Source organism: Microbacterium jepli (assembly GCF_047237905.1).
GTDB lineage: Bacteria > Actinomycetota > Actinomycetes > Actinomycetales > Microbacteriaceae > Microbacterium.
In genome coordinates this window covers 13413-34116 of record NZ_JBDFLW010000002.1, presented here as the reverse complement: position 1 = coordinate 34116, position 20704 = coordinate 13413, and the positions used below count along the sequence as shown (strand labels likewise).

The 20704-nt window shown below is 65.0% G+C and carries 18 protein-coding genes; 8 read left to right on the top strand and 10 right to left on the bottom strand.

The genetic code is table 11. The features are described from left to right. The first annotated feature begins 201 nt into the window (after window positions 1-201). Window positions 202-591, top strand: coding sequence for a hypothetical protein (locus ABC304_RS00590; RefSeq protein WP_175987719.1), 390 nt, complete (start codon window positions 202-204; stop codon window positions 589-591). Here the strand turns inward: ABC304_RS00590 and ABC304_RS00585 are convergent. The 7 genes from ABC304_RS00585 to ABC304_RS00555 form a co-directional block, all read right to left on the bottom strand. Continuing rightward, window positions 588-1388 (bottom strand): metallophosphoesterase, encoded by an 801-nt coding sequence (locus ABC304_RS00585; protein ID WP_274636627.1) that lies wholly within the window; start codon window positions 1386-1388, stop codon window positions 588-590. The genes ABC304_RS00590 and ABC304_RS00585 overlap by 4 nt on opposite strands. Window positions 1389-1468: 80 nt before the next feature. Next, window positions 1469-1930 carry a zinc ABC transporter ATPase gene (locus ABC304_RS00580; RefSeq protein ID WP_138174597.1) on the bottom strand — a complete coding sequence of 154 codons (462 nt, stop codon included), beginning with the start codon at window positions 1928-1930 and terminating at the stop codon, window positions 1469-1471. Between the two features lie 128 nt (window positions 1931-2058). Then, window positions 2059-3264 carry a Wadjet anti-phage system protein JetD domain-containing protein gene (locus tag ABC304_RS00575; RefSeq protein WP_274636626.1) on the bottom strand — a complete coding sequence of 402 codons (1206 nt, stop codon included), beginning with the start codon at window positions 3262-3264 and terminating at the stop codon, window positions 2059-2061. After that, window positions 3261-6671 carry an ATP-binding protein gene (locus ABC304_RS00570; RefSeq protein ID WP_412928410.1) on the bottom strand — a complete coding sequence of 1137 codons (3411 nt, stop codon included), beginning with the start codon at window positions 6669-6671 and terminating at the stop codon, window positions 3261-3263. Before ABC304_RS00570 ends, ABC304_RS00575 begins: the two co-directional genes overlap by 4 nt. Further along, on the bottom strand, window positions 6671-7336 hold the full coding sequence (locus ABC304_RS00565; protein WP_412928409.1) for a DUF4194 domain-containing protein: 666 nt from the start codon (window positions 7334-7336) through the stop codon (window positions 6671-6673). The genes ABC304_RS00570 and ABC304_RS00565 overlap by 1 nt, the downstream gene beginning before the upstream one ends. Further along, window positions 7333-8769, bottom strand: a complete 1437-nt coding sequence (locus ABC304_RS00560; RefSeq protein ID WP_274636623.1) for a DUF3375 family protein — start codon at window positions 8767-8769, stop codon at window positions 7333-7335. The genes ABC304_RS00565 and ABC304_RS00560 overlap by 4 nt, the downstream gene beginning before the upstream one ends. A gap of 242 nt (window positions 8770-9011) precedes the next feature. Continuing rightward, window positions 9012-11579, bottom strand: a complete 2568-nt coding sequence (locus tag ABC304_RS00555) for an AAA family ATPase (RefSeq protein ID WP_138174587.1) — start codon at window positions 11577-11579, stop codon at window positions 9012-9014. 638 nt (window positions 11580-12217) lie between these two features. On the opposite strand from ABC304_RS00555, the gene ABC304_RS00550 reads away from it, so the two are divergent. The 4 genes from ABC304_RS00550 (at window position 12218) to ABC304_RS00535 (ending at window position 15883) form a co-directional block, all read left to right on the top strand. Further along, complete coding sequence (locus tag ABC304_RS00550) at window positions 12218-13237, top strand: PIN domain-containing protein (RefSeq protein ID WP_138174582.1); 1020 nt, start codon at window positions 12218-12220, stop codon at window positions 13235-13237. A 167-nt stretch (window positions 13238-13404) separates the two neighbouring features. Continuing rightward, window positions 13405-14799, top strand: coding sequence for a hypothetical protein (locus ABC304_RS00545; RefSeq protein ID WP_138174580.1), 1395 nt, complete (start codon window positions 13405-13407; stop codon window positions 14797-14799). 227 nt (window positions 14800-15026) lie between these two features. Then, window positions 15027-15542, top strand: a complete 516-nt coding sequence (locus tag ABC304_RS00540; protein ID WP_412928408.1) for an LD-carboxypeptidase — start codon at window positions 15027-15029, stop codon at window positions 15540-15542. Then, a complete protein-coding gene (locus ABC304_RS00535; protein WP_319033428.1) occupies window positions 15539-15883 on the top strand; it encodes a hypothetical protein in 345 nt (114 codons plus the stop codon). Before ABC304_RS00540 ends, ABC304_RS00535 begins: the two co-directional genes overlap by 4 nt. Before the next feature lie 228 nt (window positions 15884-16111). Here the strand turns inward: ABC304_RS00535 and ABC304_RS00530 are convergent, their stop codons facing one another. Continuing rightward, window positions 16112-16648: a CGNR zinc finger domain-containing protein gene (locus ABC304_RS00530; RefSeq protein ID WP_412928407.1), complete on the bottom strand. Its 537-nt coding sequence runs from the start codon at window positions 16646-16648 to the stop codon at window positions 16112-16114. A 48-nt stretch (window positions 16649-16696) separates the two neighbouring features. Between ABC304_RS00530 and ABC304_RS00525 the strand changes: the two genes are divergently transcribed. After that, window positions 16697-17359, top strand: a complete 663-nt coding sequence (locus tag ABC304_RS00525; protein ID WP_412928406.1) for a LysE family translocator — start codon at window positions 16697-16699, stop codon at window positions 17357-17359. A 242-nt stretch (window positions 17360-17601) separates the two neighbouring features. Further along, entirely contained in the window at window positions 17602-18249 is a 648-nt protein-coding gene (locus ABC304_RS00520; protein WP_412928405.1) for a peroxiredoxin-like family protein, read from the top strand. Between the two features lie 27 nt (window positions 18250-18276). Here ABC304_RS00520 and ABC304_RS00515 read toward each other — a convergent pair whose 3' ends face one another. Together ABC304_RS00515 and ABC304_RS00510 are read right to left on the bottom strand one after the other, a co-directional pair. Further along, window positions 18277-18615 (bottom strand): helix-turn-helix domain-containing protein, encoded by a 339-nt coding sequence (locus ABC304_RS00515; protein WP_412928404.1) that lies wholly within the window; start codon window positions 18613-18615, stop codon window positions 18277-18279. 106 nt (window positions 18616-18721) lie between these two features. Continuing rightward, window positions 18722-19525 carry a sulfite exporter TauE/SafE family protein gene (locus ABC304_RS00510; RefSeq protein WP_412928403.1) on the bottom strand — a complete coding sequence of 268 codons (804 nt, stop codon included), beginning with the start codon at window positions 19523-19525 and terminating at the stop codon, window positions 18722-18724. Window positions 19526-19645: 120 nt separating this feature from the next. On the opposite strand from ABC304_RS00510, the gene ABC304_RS00505 reads away from it, so the two are divergent. Then, a complete protein-coding gene (locus ABC304_RS00505) occupies window positions 19646-20596 on the top strand; it encodes a LysR family transcriptional regulator (protein ID WP_412928402.1) in 951 nt (316 codons plus the stop codon). Window positions 20597-20704: the final 108 nt, after the last annotated feature.

The following is a 20704-nucleotide window of genomic DNA, read 5'->3' as shown; positions in this document are numbered from 1 at the left end:
TGAAGGCGACCGGAGAGAAGTACACCACGGCACTGCAAGCACTCATCGATGCGGCGCCGTTGCCGAGCACATCCTCGCCGACCGCCCCACGCGAGACACTGACATCCTCCCCTGGCGAGGATCATCCTTCTGACGACGCCCGCGCCCCTGGCTGGGCTCGGCGGCGGTATATCTGGGATGACCGCTGAGGGGAGCTGCAGGGTGGTGTCGAACGACGGTGAAGTGTACGAGAAGCCGTGGTCGGCACCGCACCTCGTGCCGCTGTTCACTGAACTCACCGCTGATGAGACAGCGCCGGTGTGGGCGCGCCGCGCCGTGAGGTTCATCCACCGCCACACCCGCGAGCGTGGTCAGCCGCCGACCTTCCGTGAGGTGTTCGCGGAGCTCGCCGCCCACGACCCCGACGCCGCGGAGCGTCAGGAGGCGTGGTCTTCGGCGTCGGTGCGGTACCTGACGATGGTGCACTGGCGGCGTCGCGGATGGATCCGCTTCCGACGGGAACCGCGTACCCTCCGATCAGGTCCCGCGGCAGGCGAACTGTTTACACTCGGGCCCACGCGGTATACGCCGACGCGGAAGTCCCGCGCCTAGACAGTCCCCGGGGGCGAGTCGGGGTGGGCGGAGTCGAACGCGCCGAGGAGTTCTTCCAGCGCGACCCGTAGCTCGTTGTAGCCCATCGTGTAGAACAGCGCGTCGGAGTTTGAGGTTTCGCTGCCGTCGAGGTCGGTAATGGTCTGGCGGGCCTCACGGATTGCGATGTCGAGCCATGGTTCGGCGTCTGGGAGGCCGCGGATCCACGCGTCGATTTCGGTGAAGGGGACGGGCGTGTAGCCGTGGGCGTCGACGCCGACGTGGAACTGGTGCCCGTTCGGTCCGTGGTCGCGGGCGTGGGTGTGGCCGTGTAGGAGTGGGATCCCGTCGTCCCAGCGCGGTCGATGGGTGGTGTGCCGATCCGACTCCTGCGAGTCGCCCTTGTATGGGTAGTGAGAAGCGAGGATCCGATACCCGCGTCGGGTGCCTTCGATGACCTCCGGCAGAATCGTCCAACCGGCCGCTTCGTAGAGCGCCGCGAACCGTTCGATCGCCTTCTTCGACTGCGTCGCCGGTGACACCCGGTCGTGGTTTCCGGGGACCAGGAATCGGCGGCCGTGCAGTTGCGCGGTGATACCGATCGATTCCTCGATCGGGCCGAGCGCGACATCTCCGAGGTGGAGCACCACCTCTGTCGGACTGACCGTTTCGTTCCAGCGGCGGATGAGTTCAGCGTTCATCTCGTCGACCGTTGCGAACGGGCGATCCGCGAGTTCGCTGATCCGCGCGTGGCTGAAGTGGGTGTCCGCGGTGACGAAGTCGACCTGGTCGAAGTCGAACCGCGGATACAGGTTCACGACGACGCCCCTCTCGCAGGTGATCGGTGTCTCGCATGATCTGGTGTCTCTAGCGTGCCAGTAGGCGACGACAGGTATCGCTAGAGCTCGTCGAGATCGATCCCGAACTTCCGAGCGACATCGGCGAGCGGGACGTCCGGGCTGTCGGCGGGACGTTCCCGGGCGATGCGGGCGATCTCCTCCGCCTCGGCCGCGTCCTCCACCGCGGCGATCGCCGCCAGCTGCTCGACCAGCACCTCGACGGGCGTATCGTCGGCGGTCGCGCGGCGTCGGATCTCGGCGGCGGCGTGGCCGAGGGTGTACATCCGCTCCCACGGGTGGTCGCCGTGCCGGTCGATGGCGACAGTGTCGCGAGTGTAGCTGCGCTCGTCGCCGGGGACGAGCCAACTTTCGGTGCCGTCCGAGGTGCGGAAGAAGTCGACGTAGCAGTTCCCGCACGGCATCCGGTACACGCCTGGCTCGGTAGGTGCGGATTCGCTGCTCCGCGCGATCATGTCGCGGATGATCTGTTCCCAGTCGGTGTGGTCGTCTGTGTGCGGCACGGTGGTTCCCCTTCCAGCAGAACAGAGCAGTCTGTCATGCCGATGACGCGGTGTCCACGGCATCGGGGATCAGAGCCCGTCCACGTCGGGGTGTCCTCGAGGTGGTCTGGGATGGTGCCACACGAGCGCTAATCGAGGACAGCGGCCTGGTCGATCGCCAGGTTGATGGTGGTTTGCGCTGTGTGCCATGGAATGCGTTCTTGTTCGAGGCGGAGCGGCGGCTGTCCAGCGTCGAGATATTCCAGCGCGGCACGTTCATCTTGCGTGAGGACTGGTTCGGGTGGGTCTACGCGACCGCTCGGGTCGGCGTTCGCGAGTGGTTCGAACTCCCGGAGAGTGTCGGCGTGCATGAGTAGGGAGGCGATCTCGGGCACCCTAGCCCGGGCACGCGACAGCAGTGTGATCCCGGCTCGATCGAGGTCTCCCCAGTACCAGGTGCGTGCGGACCGCAGCCATGGGAGCGCGTCGAGCACGTCGAGAAAGTTGCCAAGCGAATGAATCACTACAAGCCCTGCTCGGTCCTCTATTGGCGTCGCGGCCTCCTTGTTCTCGATGATCAGGACGTCATCGGGGGTGAGGGGGAGGCCGGCGACTTCTTCGACGGGTGCTCGGAGTTGGCGGATGCCGCCCACGAGTCGGCGGTCGGCGGGGTCGGCGAGGATGACGTCGACGTGGTTCGGCAGTCGCCGCAGTCCGAGTAGATCGAGGTCGTTGATGTCGAGTTCAGGGTCGACGGCTTCTGCGCCAAGATCAGCCACCCGGTTGGGGATGTCGGTTCGAAGCAGGCAGATGACGATCGCCTTGTGCCGTCCCAGCCACTTGGTGTGGAGACCTGTGACAGGGACTTGGCGGGCGGTGAGCCCGGATGCGGGGTTGTTGCGGAACCATTCCACGACGCGCAGGAGCAGTTCGAAGTCGTAATCGTCGAGGTCGACAATGCGGGGCAGGATCGGCCGCAGCTGGTCGGTGGAGACGTCGAGGTCTGCCAGTTGGGGGTAGCGGGAAATCGCGGTCTGCCAGTGGTTAGCGGTCGCGGGGTCGAGTCCAGCGAGCGCTGTTGGCCCAGGGATGTCGATGTGTGTGTAGACGACCTGAGCGCCAGCGGCCGTGCGGACGGTCGCGGTTCGCAGGCTGGTAGCGGGGTGCAGGTCGTGCCAGGCACGCCACGCATGTAGCCACGTCCGGACGGCCTCTTCTTGTGCGGGGATGGTTGACGCGGTGGGTGGCTGCAGGGGGAAGGTGATCTGTTCAGGGGAGGATTGTGTGAGCCAGGCGCGCCAGGACGACTTGTAGCGGGTGGTGATAAGACGTTCAACGTCTGCGGGGCTCCTCACGCGGCTTCCTCGATACTGAGCGCTTCGCTGATCGTCATCTCGAAGATGCGCACGCCCTGCGGGTTGGCTGGGTCGGAGTTGATGTATGCGACGGTTTCCACGTGGGACTCGAACGCCGTTGCCTTCTCACGCGGCGCGCCGATGATGAGCTGGAACCCGAGCGCGGACAAGGCGGCGAGGGCCCGTCCGGTGTAGTCGCTATCGGCTTTGACAAATCCTTCATCGAGCACGATCGACGCGTAGGTGGGAGGGGCGTCCGTTCCTTCGCCCAGCCGATATCTCAGGGCTGCGCCGAGGATGAATGCGATGAGTTCCTGCCCCTCCCCGCCGCTCATCCCGGAGACACCGTCGTGCACGATTTCGACGCCGTCGGCTCTCTTCTCGATTGCCTTGAACTCGACGTGTTCGCGCGCGTCGAATACGCGGCGACGCCAGCTCTCGCCGGTTCGGGTGAGGTCGTCGAGGAGGGCCAGTTTGCGGCGCAGCCGGTTGAAGTCGCGTTCGATCTTCTCCGCGTCGCGTTCGATGGATTGGTGGAGGGTGTTGCTGGTGTACTCCGAGATCGTGGAGCGGAACTCGTTGAGCTCACCGCTGGGTTTGTCGGAGACGTCGATCGTGAGGGTGGAGTCGACGCGGAACGCCACACGCTCGAGAACCCTATCGATGGGGGCGAGGCCTCGGACGATTGAGCGGCGATCGTCATCGATCTGGACGAGAAGTCCTCGCAGCTGTGTGTTCATGTCCTGGTCGACCTGCTCGAGCCAGCGTTGCTTGGTGCGGGGGAGGTCATCGGTGAGCAGCTGGTCGTGAATGGAGAGCAGCGCCGGCAGGCTGTCGATGCTCTCGTCGATTTCCCTCTGGTTTCGATCCTCCAGGCCGCGGAATGCACGGATGGTGGCGAGGACAGCGGTCTCGAGTGCTTCGCGTTCCTTCCTGAGTGAGACGAGCTGGTTCTGCAGATCCGTGGCCGCTTGCCCGTAGCTGGCTTCGATTGCCGCACGGAGCGCGCGACCCGTCGCCGTCGTGACATCGACGGGAGGTGCGAGGAATCCGAGTGTGCCGGTGGCCTCGCGTTCGTCGGCGTCCAACACGGCGGAGTCGTCGATGAGAAGAGATGACTCGTCTTCCAGGTCGACCAGCACTCCCCACGCTGCGTTCAGAGTCGTGAGCTTCGTCTCGATCTCGCGTGCGTGCAGCTCCGACTCGGTCATTTCTGTTCGCGCGTCGTCCAGTTGCTTCTGGAGTTCGGTGACTTCGGGGGTGTTGGCCTCGGCGATCTCCTCTTGGAGCTGTCGCACCTGGTCGGCTGCAGGTGCCGTATCGATGGATGACCAGTCGAGTTCTTCGAGGAGTGTCGTGAGGCGCTGTGCCCGATCGCGTGCGTCGTCGCGTGTGGCTTGAGCGGTGTTGGACGCGGCGTCAGCGGGTGCCAGTTCCGCGGTAAGCGACGCGAGGTTCTGCTCAAGGTCGCGGCGTAGATCGGCGGTGTCCCAGCCGATGAACGAGTACCTCTGTACCGAGTCGTCCTTCACGAACCGTCCGAATGCTGCGGTGCGCATCCCTGCGCGGGTGACGGCGCCGTTGAGGTGTGACGCACGTTTGGTGTCCAGATCCGAGTCGCGTTCCACGAGCTGGTAGGAGAATCGGTCGACGAGCTCGTTGAGTACCCACGGGGCGAACGGTGAGTCCGCCAGTTCGACAATCGCCGGTACGGTGCCGGGTACCGGCTCGCGCTGAGAGCCCTGTTCGCGAACGGGAACGAGCGACACGTGCATCCGGGTGTCATGCTCATTGATGAATCGCCGAACGGTGATGAAGTGTTCCTGATCGACGACGAGATCCTTGGCGACGCCGCGCAGAACACTGAAGACGGCAGCCTCCCATGATTGGTGCTCGGCCTTGATCTGGATGAGTTCACCGAAGAAATGCAGCCGGTCCAGCGGCACGTTGGTAGCTGCGGCGATGTCGGCGCGCAGCTGAGCCGCCTCGGGAGAGATGTTGGATCGTCGGGAGCTGAGTTGATGCAGCTCGTGTGCGACCGACTTCCGTTGTCCGGCGATCATGCCCGCGCGGAGCACCGCAGCCTTGGCCTCGGCGTCAAGAGCGATCTGTTGGGTCTCCAGTTGCGTGCGCATATCGCTGAGGTCGTCCTGCAGAAGCAACAGATCACCCTGCGAGGCGGGCAGGGTGCGGTCGAACTCAGATAGGCGACGGGAGACGGCTGCGCGGTGAATGCCGATCCGGTCCAGGTTGTGCTGGGCGGTGTCGAGTTGGACCTTGAGGAGGGGTGCTTTGTCTCCGCCGGCCGAGGTGAGGCTGAGCAGGAGGTTGTCGAACGTTGTCTTCGCGTGTGTCCTTCGCGTGTTCGCTGCCTGCAGATCTTCGTTGGTCTCTGCCGTCGTCAGGCGATTGTCATCGATCCGTGCGCGCAACCAGTCGAGGAGCTTGTGGGCGTGCCAGATCCGTAGGCGCGCGGGGGTCCCTTCGGCCCGCTCCAAGAGGAGTGAAGTCTTGCGTGTGTGGTCTTTGCCCGCGTGCTGGTACTTCTCGGCGAGCTGAGGGAGGCGGGTGAGGGTCTCCAGCTGGCGTCGGGTGGCTTCGTACTCGTCATACAGACGTGACGCCTCTCGGTACGCCTCGAGCGCGGTTCCCCACCGGTCGAGCGCGAGCGGCTCGGTGAGCACAAACTCCTTGAACAGCGCGTTGATGTTGAAAATGCCTTTGGAGGCCTGGGCGCGGCGCAGCAGGTGCATGGCAAGGCGCTGGGATTCGTCGGACTTGCCCATCTCCATCACGGAGCGCATCTTCGCGTGGATCTTGCTCTGTGAGGAATCGACGAGATCACCGCGGCCGGTGTCGATCAGGCCGCTGAGCGTCGTCTTGGTCAGGGGCGATGAGCCGGAGCGGACACCGGTGAGCCCGTTCAGGCGGTCCAGGTCGAAGTCGCCGGAGACGAACCCGTAGATCGTATTCGCGTTGATCGCGTCGGCGCCGGTGGTGTCGCTGGCAACCCATGCGAGTCGAAACACCGTGACCCGTCGGCCATCGTCATGAGCCCACGTGATCGCAGCGCCGCTGGCGAACCCGTTTGTGCCGGGTGGACGCACGTAGGTGGTTGTGCCGGAGCGTCGGTTCTCGTCACGCCGCCGGTCAGTGAGCCCACGCGCGTACGTGTATACGGTGCGCTCGCGCTTCTGGCCTTTGTCGTCGCGTGCGGCCTGGTTGAACTCTTGCGGGTTGGGAAGGATGACCGAGGCCATCGCATCGAGCAGGGTGGACTTGCCGCGTCCGGACGGTCCGAGGATCGCGGTGCCGGCACGTTCGACATGCATGACCTGTAGGTCGGAGTATCCGCCCCAGTTCAGGACCTGGACCTTCTCGATGCGGAACTGCCCATTGATTAGCATCAGGACTCCTCGTCAAGGAGCTGGGCTGAGTCTTCGGTGCCATTCCCGTCATTTGCGGTGGCGCCTGCCCCGAGCCGGTATGCCGCTTCCAGCCGCGTCAGTTCATCGACGCCGACAAGAGGTACCACGACTGGCGAGATCGTGTAGAGGTAGTCGGCGTCAGGGTCCTGGTTGAGCAGCCGCAGATCCTGCAGCTGCCGGATGGCGGCGGTGACGCGACGATCGAACTTCGCCTGGTCGCCGTCGTCATCCTGGCGGTAGGCGCTAAGGAACTCGTCGATCTGAGCCCGGGTGACCACGACGAGCTCGTCCTGGGGGTCGGCGTGGGCGCACTCCTGGCAGAGAAAGATGAGCAGGAACGAGGCGTCGCGACTGAGCGGGCGATCTTTGCGGAGGATGCGGGGAGTGTCCTCCTCCATGATCTGCCGTTTGAATGCGACGCCGTGGTCGTGGTCGATCTCCAGTGTCAGGTAGAGATCTGCGAGGCGGCCGCGGATCTCTTCTTCATACCCACGCAGGATGTCCCACACGGCGCGATTCCTCGTCCGGGTGATGAACCGGTTCGTGAGAAGCACGACGAGCGCGCGGCGGGCACCGTCAGGGAAATCCTCGGGGGCGTCAGGCGCTAGCTCTCCTGTATCGGTGGTGCCGTGTCCGTCGCTCATTCGTGCTCACCGATCATGATGGGTGTGTCGAAGCGTAGATGGGGGAGCGCGACGTGGAGTGCACGTTCCTGCGCGGGCTGGAGTGCGACGCGATCTCTGATGTGGTCTGATACCTGGCCGTAGGTAATGGCTAGATCAAGGAGGGAGACGAGTGCTCCCAGCCGTCGGAAGTCTGGCGGCGTCGCGTCGAAGACTTCGCTGCCGGTCACCGCACCGCGCTCACGGATCAGCCGGTTCACGGTCCGGGCGACGACTCTCGGGCTCGTCCCAGCCGCCAGCCGCAACGCCTCACGATCCGCAGTCGGGAGGTCTGCGTGCGGCGAGATCGCGCGGACCTGAACCTCTTGAGGTCCCCGGTCGATCCAAAACTGGGTCTGGGAGATGTCGGTGGTGTCGATCGTTCCGATGCCGAGCACGTCGCTGTCGATCACCGCGGGGCCGGGGTGCCGTTCGACCCATTCGGCGCCGGCGCTGAGCGCCCGGTCAGCGAGGGCGAGGAGGCGCCGGTGCTTCTCGTGTGTGCTCCTGGTGAGGAAGCGCCGCAGTGACGAGGTCCATTTGACGTAGCTCTGCTGTACGCGAAGTTGCGCGGCGAGCAGGGTCGAGAACATCGTCTCGAGCTGCGCCCGCTCGGTCACAGTCATGTGCTCGCGGGCGAACTCCTGGGAGAGGATCTGATCGATGTCGTCCGGGATGGATTGGGCCTGCTTGGACGTCAACAGCCTCGAAAACCCTTGGTAGGAGCGGCCCTCGGGGGTGTCGCCGAGGAGGTCGTGCTCGTGGAGGTAGTCCTCGACGAGCTCTGCTTTGGTAGGACCGTCGGCCATCGCTCGTCGGGCGACTCGCTGGTGACGGTCCTCGACAAGGGTGCGCAGTTGCCGGAAGTCCGCAGGCAGCGTGCGGGTCATCGCCAAGATCTCACGCAGCTGCTGTTGCTGCTCCTCCACGGTAGACAGCCGGGTCCGACCAGACTTGATGTCGTCCCGCTGCTTCTTGAGCCGGGAGATCTCCCGATCGATCCGACGAACCTGCACGCGCCGGTCGGGGTTGGTCATATCCGCGAGCGTGTGGACGGCATGCGCGATGCTCTCTAACCGAGCCGTGGTGACAGTGGTTTCACCGTCGACGATCTCACGGACGAACTGCAGGGCTCGCAGCGAGTAGGCGGAGAGCCGGTATCGCAGGCGGCCAGCGTCCATCTCCGTTTCCAGCCACCGGTCCTCGACCCACTTTTTACAGTGCTCGGCGGGAGTACGATCTCCCGTCATGCTCGGCAAGGCGTCGATGGTCTCAGCGACCCGCTCATGGAACCACTCCGCGGAGACGGAACCATCGATGGTCTCCAGGTGGGTGGCGAACAGCGGCAGGACCCAGTCGCGACTGTATGCGCCGAGAAGACGAAGAGTCGGGTTGGTGTCGACGGCTTCAGCCAACTGCTGTGGTTTTGCTGTCAACGGGTCCCCCCTGCCGGCCTCAGGTGTCGCCAGTATCTCCTATACCGACGACACGGTGCCGCTTTGGCGGGCGGACGGGGGCTCGAGGAGGGCGAGGATGCGTGCGCCTGGGCACCCTCATCCGCCAGATGCCCTCGGCGGTATGTGGTCGGGGTCGGCAGCCCGGGGTACGTAGCGTTCTTGTCGAGGCCGGGGTCTCCTCCCACCCGAACGACGGCCAATCACGCGCCGGCGCTGAGGTACGCGGCTCTGGCCTCGCTCAACTCTGCCCAGTGCGCCTCGAGGCCGGCCAGAGTGGGGCTGACGTTCAGGGTGGGGAGCGGCTGGGAGTGTCCGTCGATGTAGCGGCAGGCTTCTTCGAACACGCGGTTCACAGTCTCGATAGCGGCAGGCAGGGCGGCCGTCTTGATGTTCGGTAGCGCGGTCATCCGCACGTTGGGCTGGTAACGCTGCGTCACCCCCTGCAGCAGCTCAGTTTCGGTGAACACCTCGCACCAGGCCCGGATCCAGTCGTAGCCGGTGCGTACGAGCGCGGCGCGCGCATCACCCTGCTGGGACTTGGCGGCCTGGATGGTCTCGTTGATGTTCTTCTTCAGATTGCTGATGCTGTCCCAGCGGGGCCCGGTAGCTCGGGTGACCTGCCCCTTGCCGTCCTCGTCGGTGATGTGGAAGTACGAGCATCGTTTGGACGCTGCCATCAGGTTCAGCAGTGTGGTGGCGAAGAAGATGTCGTGGGTGAACACGATCACCTGGGTCGTGTCGGCGAGTGCCGCGACACGCTGCGCGACCTCGTTGATGCGGCGATGATCGAGACTGGAGACCGGGTCGTCGAAGATCACCGGTGCGGTGATGCCGGCGAGGCGTGCTTCGGCGAGAAAGTCCGCCATCGCGAGAACCTTCTGCTCGCCCTCGGAGAGGACCTTCGACGGCTTGTGCTTGCCGGTGAGGACCTTGCGGCGGTGCGCTCGTCCCTGACGGCCCACGAACTCGACTTGAAGTTCGGGTGCACGGAGCGCGGTGCGTTCTTCGGCGAACAGCGCGTCGAAGCTTTCGTTGATCATCTGGTCGCTCGCGGTTTTGGCAAGGCCAGTGACCGCGCGTAGTAGCGCAGGCATGGGCTTGGCGAGCAGTGCGAGGCGGTCGGCTTGTTTCGCGTCGCGCACCTGTTGTTCGATGATCGCCCAGGACCGGGCGAGTTCGGCGGCAGCTTCGAGTTCGACCAGTTCCTTCTTCTTCTCAGCGAGTGTTTCCGCGCGCCGCGCGGCTTGTCCTCGCAGTTCCACCAGGGCGCCGCTGGTGGTCTCGAGTGCTTCGGTGAGGCCATCTGCGTCGGCGGCCACGTGAGCCAGGAGGTCGGCTGTGACGGGGGTGTTGTCGCGGAGGTGGTCAAGGAGCGCGGTGGCAGTGCTGAGCGTGCGTTCCAGCAGTGGCAAGAACACGGGCTGCGGGTTGCTCGTGGCGTGGTCGCGCGCGTAGGCGTCGACATCGCTGGTCCGGATGCCGAACACGGGTGAGGTCAGGGCGCTGAGCCGCCCCTTGGCGGCTTCGATGTCGCCGGCGATCTTTTCCTCGAGGAACTCGGAATACTTTCCGATCAGCGCCCGTGCCGGGTCACTGAGCGGTTGGCGGCAGTAGAGGCACCGGTCTGCGTCGTGCGCGTCGTGTGCGCTCAGGTGTGCTTCGTACTCCTCACCGGCCTGGATGAACCGGGTCCAGGTGTCGTCGGGGGCGGCGGGCAGGTCCGCCGCTTCGAACAGCGCCGCGCGGAAGGCTCGATACTCCTCCTGCAGGTACGCCAGGGCGGTGAGCTCGCTGCTGTACGTGGCGGGGCTGAACCGACCGAGAATCTGTGCGGCCGTGCTCGCCTCGGCGAGGACACGCTCGGCGCGTTGTTGCAGGGTGATCTCGGCGCTGATCGTGTCGGCCTCCAGCGCGGCCACGGTGCGGCGCAGTGTCCCGATGCGGGTATCAGCGTCGGTGTGGTGGTCGGCCATCGCCCTGAGCTGGTCCAGGTCTGTCGCGGCGCCGAGCGTCTCGATCAGCGGGTACACCGACGCCGCTCGCGGGAATCGGCCCAGCAGTCCTGTGGGGCCGGATCGCAGGTCGCTGATTGCCGCATCAATGCGGGCCTGGACGGCCTTGATTCCGGCGATGACGTGGTTGAACAAGGCAAGCGCGGCGGGGACGTACACATACTCGAGGTCTTCGTCGACATGGAAGCTCACCGATGGGCTGTCGAAGATCGAGATGCGCGTGAACGGGGCAACCCCCCGTTGCCCTGTCCAGGCGTACGTCTTCGCTTCCGCTCCGAGTTGGTAGCCGATCGTCGCGGACGGGGATTGCGGCGCCGTCGCCTCGATATCCCCGAGGATGACGTCCGCGGTGCGGCTGGCAGCAAGCGCTTTGAAGATTCTCGAGTACCCGGTCTTGCCGGTGCCGTTCTCACCGAACAGGATGGTGAGGCCCTGATGCGGTTCGATGACCCCACCACCGATCAGAGCGTTCACCCCCGCAACCTCTGACAGTGAGGTCACGGTCAAAGGTTCGAGCGCCTCGTCCTCCCCGTCGATCATCGCGAGCTGATCCTCGGTCGACAGTTCCCGGGCGTCCAGCGCCTTCTCTTGCCGGAACAGCGTGTACGCGTGGTCCTCTTCGTCGGAGTTGAGAGGGCCAGCTCCGGTGAGTACGACGCGCACGATGTACCGCACCCATTCGTCGGAACTGTTCGCCCACGCGCCAAGAAGCTGACGGGGGTCCACCCGTGTGTCCGCTTGCACCGCGTCCGTCATCGACCGACCTCCGTCGCGACAGCGGTGTCCATGGAACGCGCTGCTCACCGCCGACTCTATCGTCGCCCTGACAGAACGCCGAGCTGTGCGTCGCGCGGGCCGCTGGAGTTGGTGCGGGAGATGGGGCACGCTGATCGGATGACTGAACGAAACACCTGGCCACGCAACCGGTCGACGCTTCCTGGCGGTGGCCTGTCGACGCTTCCTGGTGGCGGCTTGTCCACCCTGCCGGGTGACGGGGCCTCTACGCTTCCCGGCGGTGGTCTGTCGACACTCCCAGGTGGTGGCCTGTCGACCCTTCCTGGTGGCGGTTTATCCACGCTCCCTGGTGGCGGTATGTCGACGCTTCCTGGCGGTGGTCTGTCGACGCTTCCCGGGGGCGGCTTGTCTACGCTTCCTGGCGGAGGTCTCTCATCGCTGCCTGGGGGTGGGCTGTATGACGGTGCAGACCCGAACCCGTACCGCTCGAATCAGCCACCCATGACCCACTTCATCCCCTACCTCCGCCATCAGGGGCTGAACGATGTCGCCGATCTGCTGGCGCGTGCTCACGGGCTGAACCTGTAACGAATCACGAGCTCTGCTTCATCGGAGCGGCCCCACGTTCACCTTGACACTCCACCGGGTACCGTCGAGCTGTGTTCTTGCTGCTTGACGCCAACGTGATCGTCGGCAATCCGCTTCTGCGCGGGCGGCAGTGGGACGCCGTCGCGGATGCGGTCGCTTCCGAAGCGCTCGATCTTTATGTGCCCGAGCTTGCGGTCGATGAAGCCGTGGCACGGTACCGCGACAGTGCAGCATTGCGTGAACGCGAGGCGAAGAAGGCTCTCAAGACATGGCCGCCGAGGTCACGGGAACTCGTCCAGGAAGCCATCAACGCTTCAGAGTCCTTCGCCGCCGAGTACGAGAGTCTTCTGCGGGCGCGCCTCGAACAGATGGGTGCAGAGATCGTCGGCTACCCGGAGGTAGAGCATCGTGAGGTCGCGTTGCGGGCGATCTCACGGTCGGCACCGTTCGACAGGGAGGGCAACGGATACCGTGACGCGCTGCACTGGTACGTCTTTGTCGATCTGCTTCTCACGTGCGAACCCGAAGATCCGCACGCGTTTCTTCTGTCGGCTGACAAGCGTGCGTTCGGACCAGCGCGACGGCGGGAACTCTTGGCCGAGATCGAGAAACTCGATGTGGAGTGGGAGGTGAAGATCCTTGAAAGCATCTCCGATTTCAAGGTTCCCGGGCAGTTCCTCGATGACGAGGGCTCATTGGACTACGAGCAGGAGCGACAGCTTCACGACGCGGTACAGGATGCGGTGCTGGCAGGCGGAACACCCAAGGACTTCACTCACTCGCTGGCAGCGAAGACCGAGTTCGACGTTGCTGATGTGCTTGAAGTCTTGTTACTGGATGTGAACGTGGAAGGGGTGCAGATCGAGCGAAAGTCGCGCGATCTATGGATCAACTACACCGCCCAGGCAACGTGCCTCGTGAAGCTCGAGAGCGTCGAGATCCTCGACGAGGACGCCGGCGACTACGCCACCCATCGGGACACCGCCGTATGGGTCCTGGATCTCAGCGGCAATGCTTACTCGTCAGGGAACCGCATCGACGAGGTCGCCTCCCTGCGTCTCGACACCATCGAAGGAGACGCACCGGCATAGATCGAAGGAGACGCACCGGCATAGACAGTGGGCGGGTAGGAGCTACCTCGAGGGCCGCCGGCGCGGCCGCCGCTGTTCAGGTGGGGCGTGCATCTGATCGGCACTCGGCTGTCCTCGCTTTATGTCGGCGGCCTTCGCGGTTCGGCGGTGACGCTCGGCAAGTCATCATGGACTTCGTGTACCGACGCCGAGTGTTCGAGGTTGCAAATGAGCTCGGCGTTGACGTGCGCACCGTGCTCGACGCGCTGCGGAGCCTGGGTGAGGCGGAAGTGCGCCCTGAGGCGCAGCTGAGTGAGTCGCTCGCTCGCAAGGTGCGAGTGCATTTGAATGGTGGCGGGGCTGTGCCGGAGCGGCGGCGGGGTGTGGAGCCAGCGCGCCGCCGGTCGAGGTTTGCTCAAGGCATTCGGGAGCAGCATGACGACGCAATCCGTCGCGTCATCCCCACCATCGCGGCGGGCTTGACCGTTGCCGCTCGGCTGCCCGAGGGTAACGAAGTCATCGTCGCATTCCACAACCGTGACGCCGTCGCGCGGTACGGGTTCTGCACCCTGTCGGGCGGGCCGCTGCCACCCACTGTGCTCAACGCTTCGGATGCACGGAGGCTGTTGGCGCCGTTGCGGGACGTTGACCGCGACTATGTCGCTCGCGGGTGGACGCCACCCAATCTCTACATCGCCTTCGACCTCGCCCATCAACACGTCTGGCTAGGAAGGTCGCTGAAGACGATCGGGCATCCTGGTGAACGATTGGCTGCGGACTCGCTCGTGCGGGTGCCACCCCCTAGCGCCGGTGAACCGCCCCGCATCAACCCTCGCGCACAGCTCTTCACCGCCAACAAAGTGCCGTCCGTCGTCGCGGCGGTCGGCGAGGGGTCGGATCGTCCCGAAGAAGCGTTCCTCCTTCACGAAGAGCTTCTGCGTCTGGCTGTCGACAGCCTCGTCGACGCGGACGTTCTCGATCCGCTGCCCGTGCATATCAACGCGATCTGGTTCTTCGCGCGCCCGATCGTGATGCAGCGGGCGGGCGACAGCGACCGCCATGTCCGCGCGGTCTGGTACCGGCAGGGCGGCTCGATGTGGCGCATACGCACATACGTTGCTGGCGTTGCGGGATCCGGCGCGGTCAATGTCAAACAGGTCGGGCCGCAGCTGTCCGGCCGCGTGCCATTCGTCCCGGTCTGGGATGACACCCGACCGGAACAGAAACTGCTTGCCGCGGTGTGGGCGTTAATGGCCCAGGGCGGCATAACTGAGTCGGAACGCGTCACAGGCGTCGTCGTGCCCAGCGGCGAGCCGCAGGGCGAGCTGACGATCGTGCGCGTGCAAGCGGGCAGCGATCACGTATCCGTCTATCGAGAGGGGAGCGACGGCGAGCCGCCCGATCGTGCGGCCTGGTCGGTTCGCGGCCACTGGCGGCGACAGCCCTACCCCTCACTCGGGCTCGACGACGACGGCCACGTGCGCACCCGACTGATCTGGATCGCGTCGTATGTGAAGGGTTCCCACGGAGCACCAGTCGAACCCAAGGTAATCGTGGTCAGTTCAAGGCCGGGAGAGGCCTGAGGGCCGACACGACCGGCAGTTGAAGGTTCTCGATACGAGATGCCAATTCCACGAGGTCTTTCGAGCGAGTTGCGAATTGCAGTGTCGTGGGGACGTAATCGCCGCCGCCGCCGCTGCCCGCCGCCCGCCGCCGCTGGCGCGCCAGCCAAGGGGCCGCGTGTAGATCCGCTCGAAGTGGGCGTATTCTCCGACGAACGGGGCCGCGGTGCGGGAGTCTGGTCTAATCGGTGGATGGTCGCAGCTTCGTTGAAGCCGTTCCCAAAGTCCGTCCGGGTGATCATGTCGCCGTGATCTCGCCGGCATTCGCCGCCCCAGCGATTTCGCCCGTTCTCCACGAGCAAGCGATGCGGCGTCTGAAGGAGGCGACCGGGTTCATCCCGGTCGAGTACCCCACGACGCGGCAACTCGGCGCGAGCGCGGAAGCCCGTGCGGCAGACGTGAACGCGGTGTTCGCGGATCGGAGCATTCGCGCGGTGCTGGCCGCCATCGGTGGTGATGACCAGATCACTGTCATTCCGCACTTCGATGCCGCCGTGATCGCGGCGAACCCGAAGCCGTTCCTCGGGTACAGCGATAACACGAACCTGCACAACCTTCTTTGGAACCTCGGCGTGCGGAGCTTCTACGGTGGATCCGGTCGACCTCGTCTACCCGTTCACGGGGAGGTGGCTCGTGCAGAACAGTCCGGCGAACCACGACCGACTCTGACCAGTCGCTCGCCTGTGCGCATCACGGAAGCATGACGTCCCCGGTTCGGTTCACCGAGCTCGCTGGGTGGACGCCGCAGCCCTACCGCTCCGTGTTCGTCTGGGTCGCGTTCGAGGAGCGCCTCGTCGCGACCGGCGAGAGGTACGGTCCCGACGATCACGCGGGAGTCTGGACGGCGGACGGGTTCCTGTCGCGGTGGTCCAGTCGGCTCGTCGATCGGGGATGGGAATGGATGGCTCCGCTCATCCGCCGACTCGCGGACGGCGAGGACCCGGAGCACGTGCGCACGGACGCGCTCCATGAGTACGCCGCTCGCCACGACGGCGCGGAACCGAACGTGACCATCTGGAACCTGGGCGTCGACCGACTCCGGTGAGGGCGAGTCAGCCGCGTTGCCGCCCCGCTCGTGGAGCCACGGCATGCGACGTTGGTGCCGTACTTTCCCCGGCGTCGGCGCCTTCCTCGAGGAGGTCGAGAGGCGTAGTTCCGTTTCTGAGCGGGCCAGCGGGAGGCGACGATGCCGCCACCGGCGTGTGGGATCCGGTGCTGCTGGCGATGAGGCTCATTGCGATGTGGGTGGCCGGGCGTAGTCAGGTCTCCATGTTCACGCGTGTCGCGCGCGGTGCCGACGTACTGCAGCGCGGTTGGCGCAGCGGACGCTGCAGTACCGCTGGCGGCCGTTGCGCGTGACGTCTACCACGACGTTGCGGCACGGGTCACCGGCGTCTTTGCCGGCGTCACATCGGTGAAGGCGGTGCATTCCCCGCGTTGTCAGGTGGAGTGCGGTGCCAACGCTGATGACGGCCTCCAGCACATGCGGCAGGGCTTGGTCTTGGTCTCGATAGTGGAGGTGCCAGCCTTCATCATGGTGGTCGGTTAGGCGCGGGTAGGCGGCCGCCTCTGCGAGGTGTTGGTTGAGGAGGTCGGCGCGTCGTTGCGGCAAAGGTTCATCAACGACTTCGAGCCATCGGTCGATTACCCTGCGGACACCGGTGTAGTCGTCCGCTTGCGGATTCGCGAACGGCGTCTGCATCCCATAAGACTCCGCACGGTCGACAATGCCCGCTCGATCTTCGGGCCAGTCGTTTGCCAGTGACGCGGCGAGCAGGACCGCGTACTCGCCGTAAGGGTTGAGATGCATAAGGGCATTACATCACACTGGAACGTGAATCGTTGGAAGGAACTGACTATGACGGTGCTGGGTACTGGACTCCCGTGGGCCGCGGTCGGCGGGATGGGGCTGGCGGCGTTGGTGATGGTGCTCACGCCTGGGCCGAACATGATCTATCTCGTGTCGCGCAGTATCGCTCAGGGGCGAATCGCGGGCCTGGTCTCGCTGGCGGGGACGGGCGTGGGATTCCTCACCTACATGACGATGGCAAACCTCGGGCTCAGTATCGTGTTCGTTGTGGTTCCCTGGCTCTACATCGGCCTGAAGGCCGCAGGAGTGCTGTATCTCGCCTGGCTCGCGTTCAAGACGTTCCGCCCAGGAGGGACAGGACTGTTCGAACCCGGCCCGCTCACCCGCGATACGCATGGGAAGCTCTTCCAGATGGGGCTGTTCACCAACCTGCTGAATCCGAAGGCGGCGGTGATGTACCTGGCGATCATCCCGCAGTTCATCGACACATCGCACGGCAACCCGATTGCGCAGGGGTTCACGCTCGGCACGGTCCAGATCACTGTCAGCATGATCGTCAACGCAGCAATCGTGCTGGCCGCCGGCACGATCGCAGGATTCATCGGAACCCGCCCGTCCTGGCTCAAGTGGCAGCGCCGCATCACCGGCAGCCTTCTTGCCGCGGTCGCCGTCATGCTGGCCAGGGAAGTTCCCCAGGCTGCCCACGCGTAGACAACCTGCAGGTGGTCGCGCGGAGGCGGGTAGCGGGCACGCACCAGCCATCGCAGCGCCGTTGTAACCTGAAATGGACGAATCCGTCCAACCGATTCGTTGCGACATCGACTGATCGCTCTCGCGGCACACGTCGTGAGTGCCACGTGCGCACGAGCGCCGACGACGGCGACCCCGTACATCAGAGGCCGAGGGCGTGGACAGCTGAGCGCGTATGTCAACGGCCGCAGAATAGGAGCGAGATGAACCTGCGGGAAGAGCTTCTGCGTGTCTACGAGGACGCGCGGTCCAACCGGTCCTCCGAGGATAACGAGACGACGGATCGTGCGGCTGCGGAGCTCTTCAACGCCGGCACGGCAGACCGCGCGAAGGCCGTCGGAGATGTGGCGCCGGTGTTTTCTCTCCCCAGCGCCACTGGCGAAACGGTGACCTTGAGTGATCTGCTTGAGGATGGCCCCGTGGTGCTGAGCTTTTACCGAGGTAGCTGGTGCCCGTATTGCAACCTCGAGCTGCGGGCGCTTCAAGCGAACATCATGGAGTTCAAGGCGCGCAACGCGCGGCTCGTTGCGATCTCGCCGCAGGTGCCTGACGAGTCATTGTCGACCGCTGAGAAACACAGCCTCACTTTTGACGTTCTGAGCGACGTGGGTGCCATTGTCTCCCAAAGCTACGGCCTGTCATTCGTCATTCCTGCGGAGCTGGCTGCGCTCTACGAGCGACGAGGTCACGATCTCATCCGTCGAAACGGTGGCGATGGTCGAACGCTTGTGATCCCCGCGACCTATGTGATCAGGCAGAGCGGGTCTATATCGTGGTCGTTCGTGGACAGCGACCACACCAAACGCGCGGAACCGCGGGACCTCATCGCAGCGCTCGATGCGATCCGCTGACCGCTGCAGAGGCGACGGACGGAGGAGTCACGCGCCTCTCGTGCGACCGTGCACGTTACGACGCAACTCCCGGCTGATCGTGGACGGAGATCGGTCATGCAGCGCGGCGATCTCCGTTGGCCGGGCACCTCGGCTCGCGAGATCGGCGATCAGAATGCGCTCCTCTTCGAAAAGAAACCTCGAGGAGATTGGACGAAGCGAAAGCGGCCAGGGCTGTGGCACGACCTTCACCGCGCTATCCTTGCGCCGCACCGCGGTGCCATCGCGCCAGATGTACGCGGTCGTCCGCATCGCGCCGACCTCGCGGGCGGCGGCCGCCAGCGGCTGCCCCTGAGCGAGCAACTTCGTGAACCGTTTCCGCGTCAACGAGTTCGGCCTACGCCCGGGGCCCGGACGGGCAGATCGATCGTCGCGTGCCCGGGTGATCCCGGCGCTGACATCTGGCTCGACCGTTCCTGCCGACCGAGGGTGGTCAATGGCTTAAAACTATTGCCGTGACGGTGGTGATGCCGACGATGACGACGAACCCGCGGAACAGGCCTGCGGGGAGTCGTCTTGCGAACCTGCCGCCGACCAATCCTCCCAGGATCGAGCCGAGAGCAACGAGTGCGACGATGGGCCACGAGATCAGTTCTGGTGAGACGAAGATGAAGACCGTGGCGGCGATGATGTTGACCGCGGCGACGCTGGCGTTCTTCACGGCGTTGAGTTCTTGCATCAGCAACGTCGTCGTGATCCCGAGCAGGGCGACGAGGAGGATCCCCTGCGCTGCACTGAAGTAGCCACCATAAACTCCGAGCAGGAACGCGCCGACCACGGAGGCGACTTTCGAACCTCGGCGAGGGAATGGCGTCGCGTCGACGTCGTCGGTTGCCGCCACGCGGCCGATGCGGTTTTTGATGGCGGGTCCGCTGAGCACCAGAAGCGTACCGATACCAATCAGCCAAGGGATGACGGCAGCGAAGATGTCGACGGACAAGTGCAGGAGGAGGAGCGCGCCGGCGACGCCGCCGGCGCTGGATGAGGGAAGCAGTAGGCCAGTAACGCGGTAGTGTGCGCGCAGCTCGCGTCGGTAGACGAGTACCCCCGACAGGCTGCCGGGCACGATGCCGATCGTGTTCGCCATCGTCGCCGTCAACGGCGGAAACCCCAGCAGAACGAGGATGGGGAAGGACGCCAGTGTCCCCGCGCCTACGACGACGTTCAGACCTCCTGCAAGGAAGCCTGCGCCGACGACCGCCGCTCCTCGCAGAAGCGGCGCGATTTCTATCAGCACGTTGGCCTCCTCCTCGCCCGGGTCACTAGATGCCCCGGAGGCCTTCAAGGCTTCCAAAAGTGCGCTGGACGCAGGTTGATAGAATCGGAAGGGATGTACGCGAAATTCGAAGGCTAGTTCATGGCGCCCAGCCTGCGGGATCTGGAGCTGTTCGTCGCGATCATCGACGCCGGCTCGATCACGGCGGGCGCCCGCGCCGTAGGGCTCTCGCTGTCGTCGGCCAGCAGCCGGATCGCTCTACTGGAACGGCAAGAAGGAGTAGAGCTGTTGTCGCGTCGACGAGGTGGGATCGTGCCGACCGCGGCCGGTACGACCCTGGCGATACATGCCCGTGCCCTCCTCGAACGTGCGGATGAACTGCGGCAGGCGATGGACGGGCTGCGCGGGGACTCTGCCCGCGAGATCCGGCTGGCCAGCAACACATCAGCCGTCGATACCTTGACCGAATTCCTGGCCGCGACTCTCGCACGATTCCCTACAATGCGGATCGCGGTGGTCGAGACAAGCAGCGTCGAGGTCGCGTCTCGGGTCCGCGAGGGGGGTGCTGACCTCGGGATCGCTTCCCTCCCGCCGACGGGGGACGCCTTGATCGCTCGTGAGCTATGGGCGGATCCCCTTGTCGTCGTTCGTGGCTCGGTGTTCCGCGGAGACGACGTGGCTCCTTCCTTCGAGGAGGTGATGCGAGGGCCGCTGATCGGGTTGCCAGCGGCAAACCCGCTTCAGACACTCATCGACGAGCAGGCGCGCATCCTCGGCGTGTCACCTGCGTACCGCGTGCGGTTGCCAACCCTCAACGCGGTGTACGCCGTGGCCAGCACTGGGGCTGGCGCGGCGATCGTCCCGTATGGGACCGCCAGCCGCTCTCGCACACTGCCTGCTGCCATACATCCGGTGGCAGAGGAATGGGCCGACCGCCGCGCACTCCTCATCACTCGGTCTGCCTACGTTCCGTCCCCCGCGCAGCAGGAGTTCATCGACGCGCTTCTGCGCTACCGGGATGAAGTCGATGTCACCGAGCCGCTCGGAGTCGTCATCCCCGACTCACCCCCTGAGCGAGCCCGCCGCGGGTAGCGAACCCGATACGAGATCGACCCCGGTCGGTGCTAGAGCTGTACGCCAAGCTCGGAAAGGACCTCGGCATCGGTTAGTGAGCGCTCCCGGGCGTAACGACTCGCCTAC

Excerpts from the sequence above, each read along its gene's own strand:
- ABC304_RS00570 (WP_412928410.1), bottom strand. The coding sequence starts at position 6,671 with ATGCTAATCAATGGGCAGTTCCGCATCGAGAAGGTCCAGGTCCTGAAC.
- ABC304_RS00565 (WP_412928409.1), bottom strand. The coding sequence starts at position 7,336 with ATGAGCGACGGACACGGCACCACCGATACAGGAGAGCTAGCGCCTGAC.
- ABC304_RS00555 (WP_138174587.1), bottom strand. The coding sequence starts at position 11,579 with ATGACGGACGCGGTGCAAGCGGACACACGGGTGGACCCCCGTCAGCTT.
- ABC304_RS00545 (WP_138174580.1), top strand. The coding sequence starts at position 13,405 with ATGGACTTCGTGTACCGACGCCGAGTGTTCGAGGTTGCAAATGAGCTC.
- ABC304_RS00535 (WP_319033428.1), top strand. The coding sequence starts at position 15,539 with ATGACGTCCCCGGTTCGGTTCACCGAGCTCGCTGGGTGGACGCCGCAG.
- ABC304_RS00530 (WP_412928407.1), bottom strand. The coding sequence starts at position 16,648 with ATGCATCTCAACCCTTACGGCGAGTACGCGGTCCTGCTCGCCGCGTCA.
- ABC304_RS00525 (WP_412928406.1), top strand. The coding sequence starts at position 16,697 with ATGACGGTGCTGGGTACTGGACTCCCGTGGGCCGCGGTCGGCGGGATG.
- ABC304_RS00520 (WP_412928405.1), top strand. The coding sequence starts at position 17,602 with ATGAACCTGCGGGAAGAGCTTCTGCGTGTCTACGAGGACGCGCGGTCC.
- ABC304_RS00505 (WP_412928402.1), top strand. The coding sequence starts at position 19,646 with ATGGCGCCCAGCCTGCGGGATCTGGAGCTGTTCGTCGCGATCATCGAC.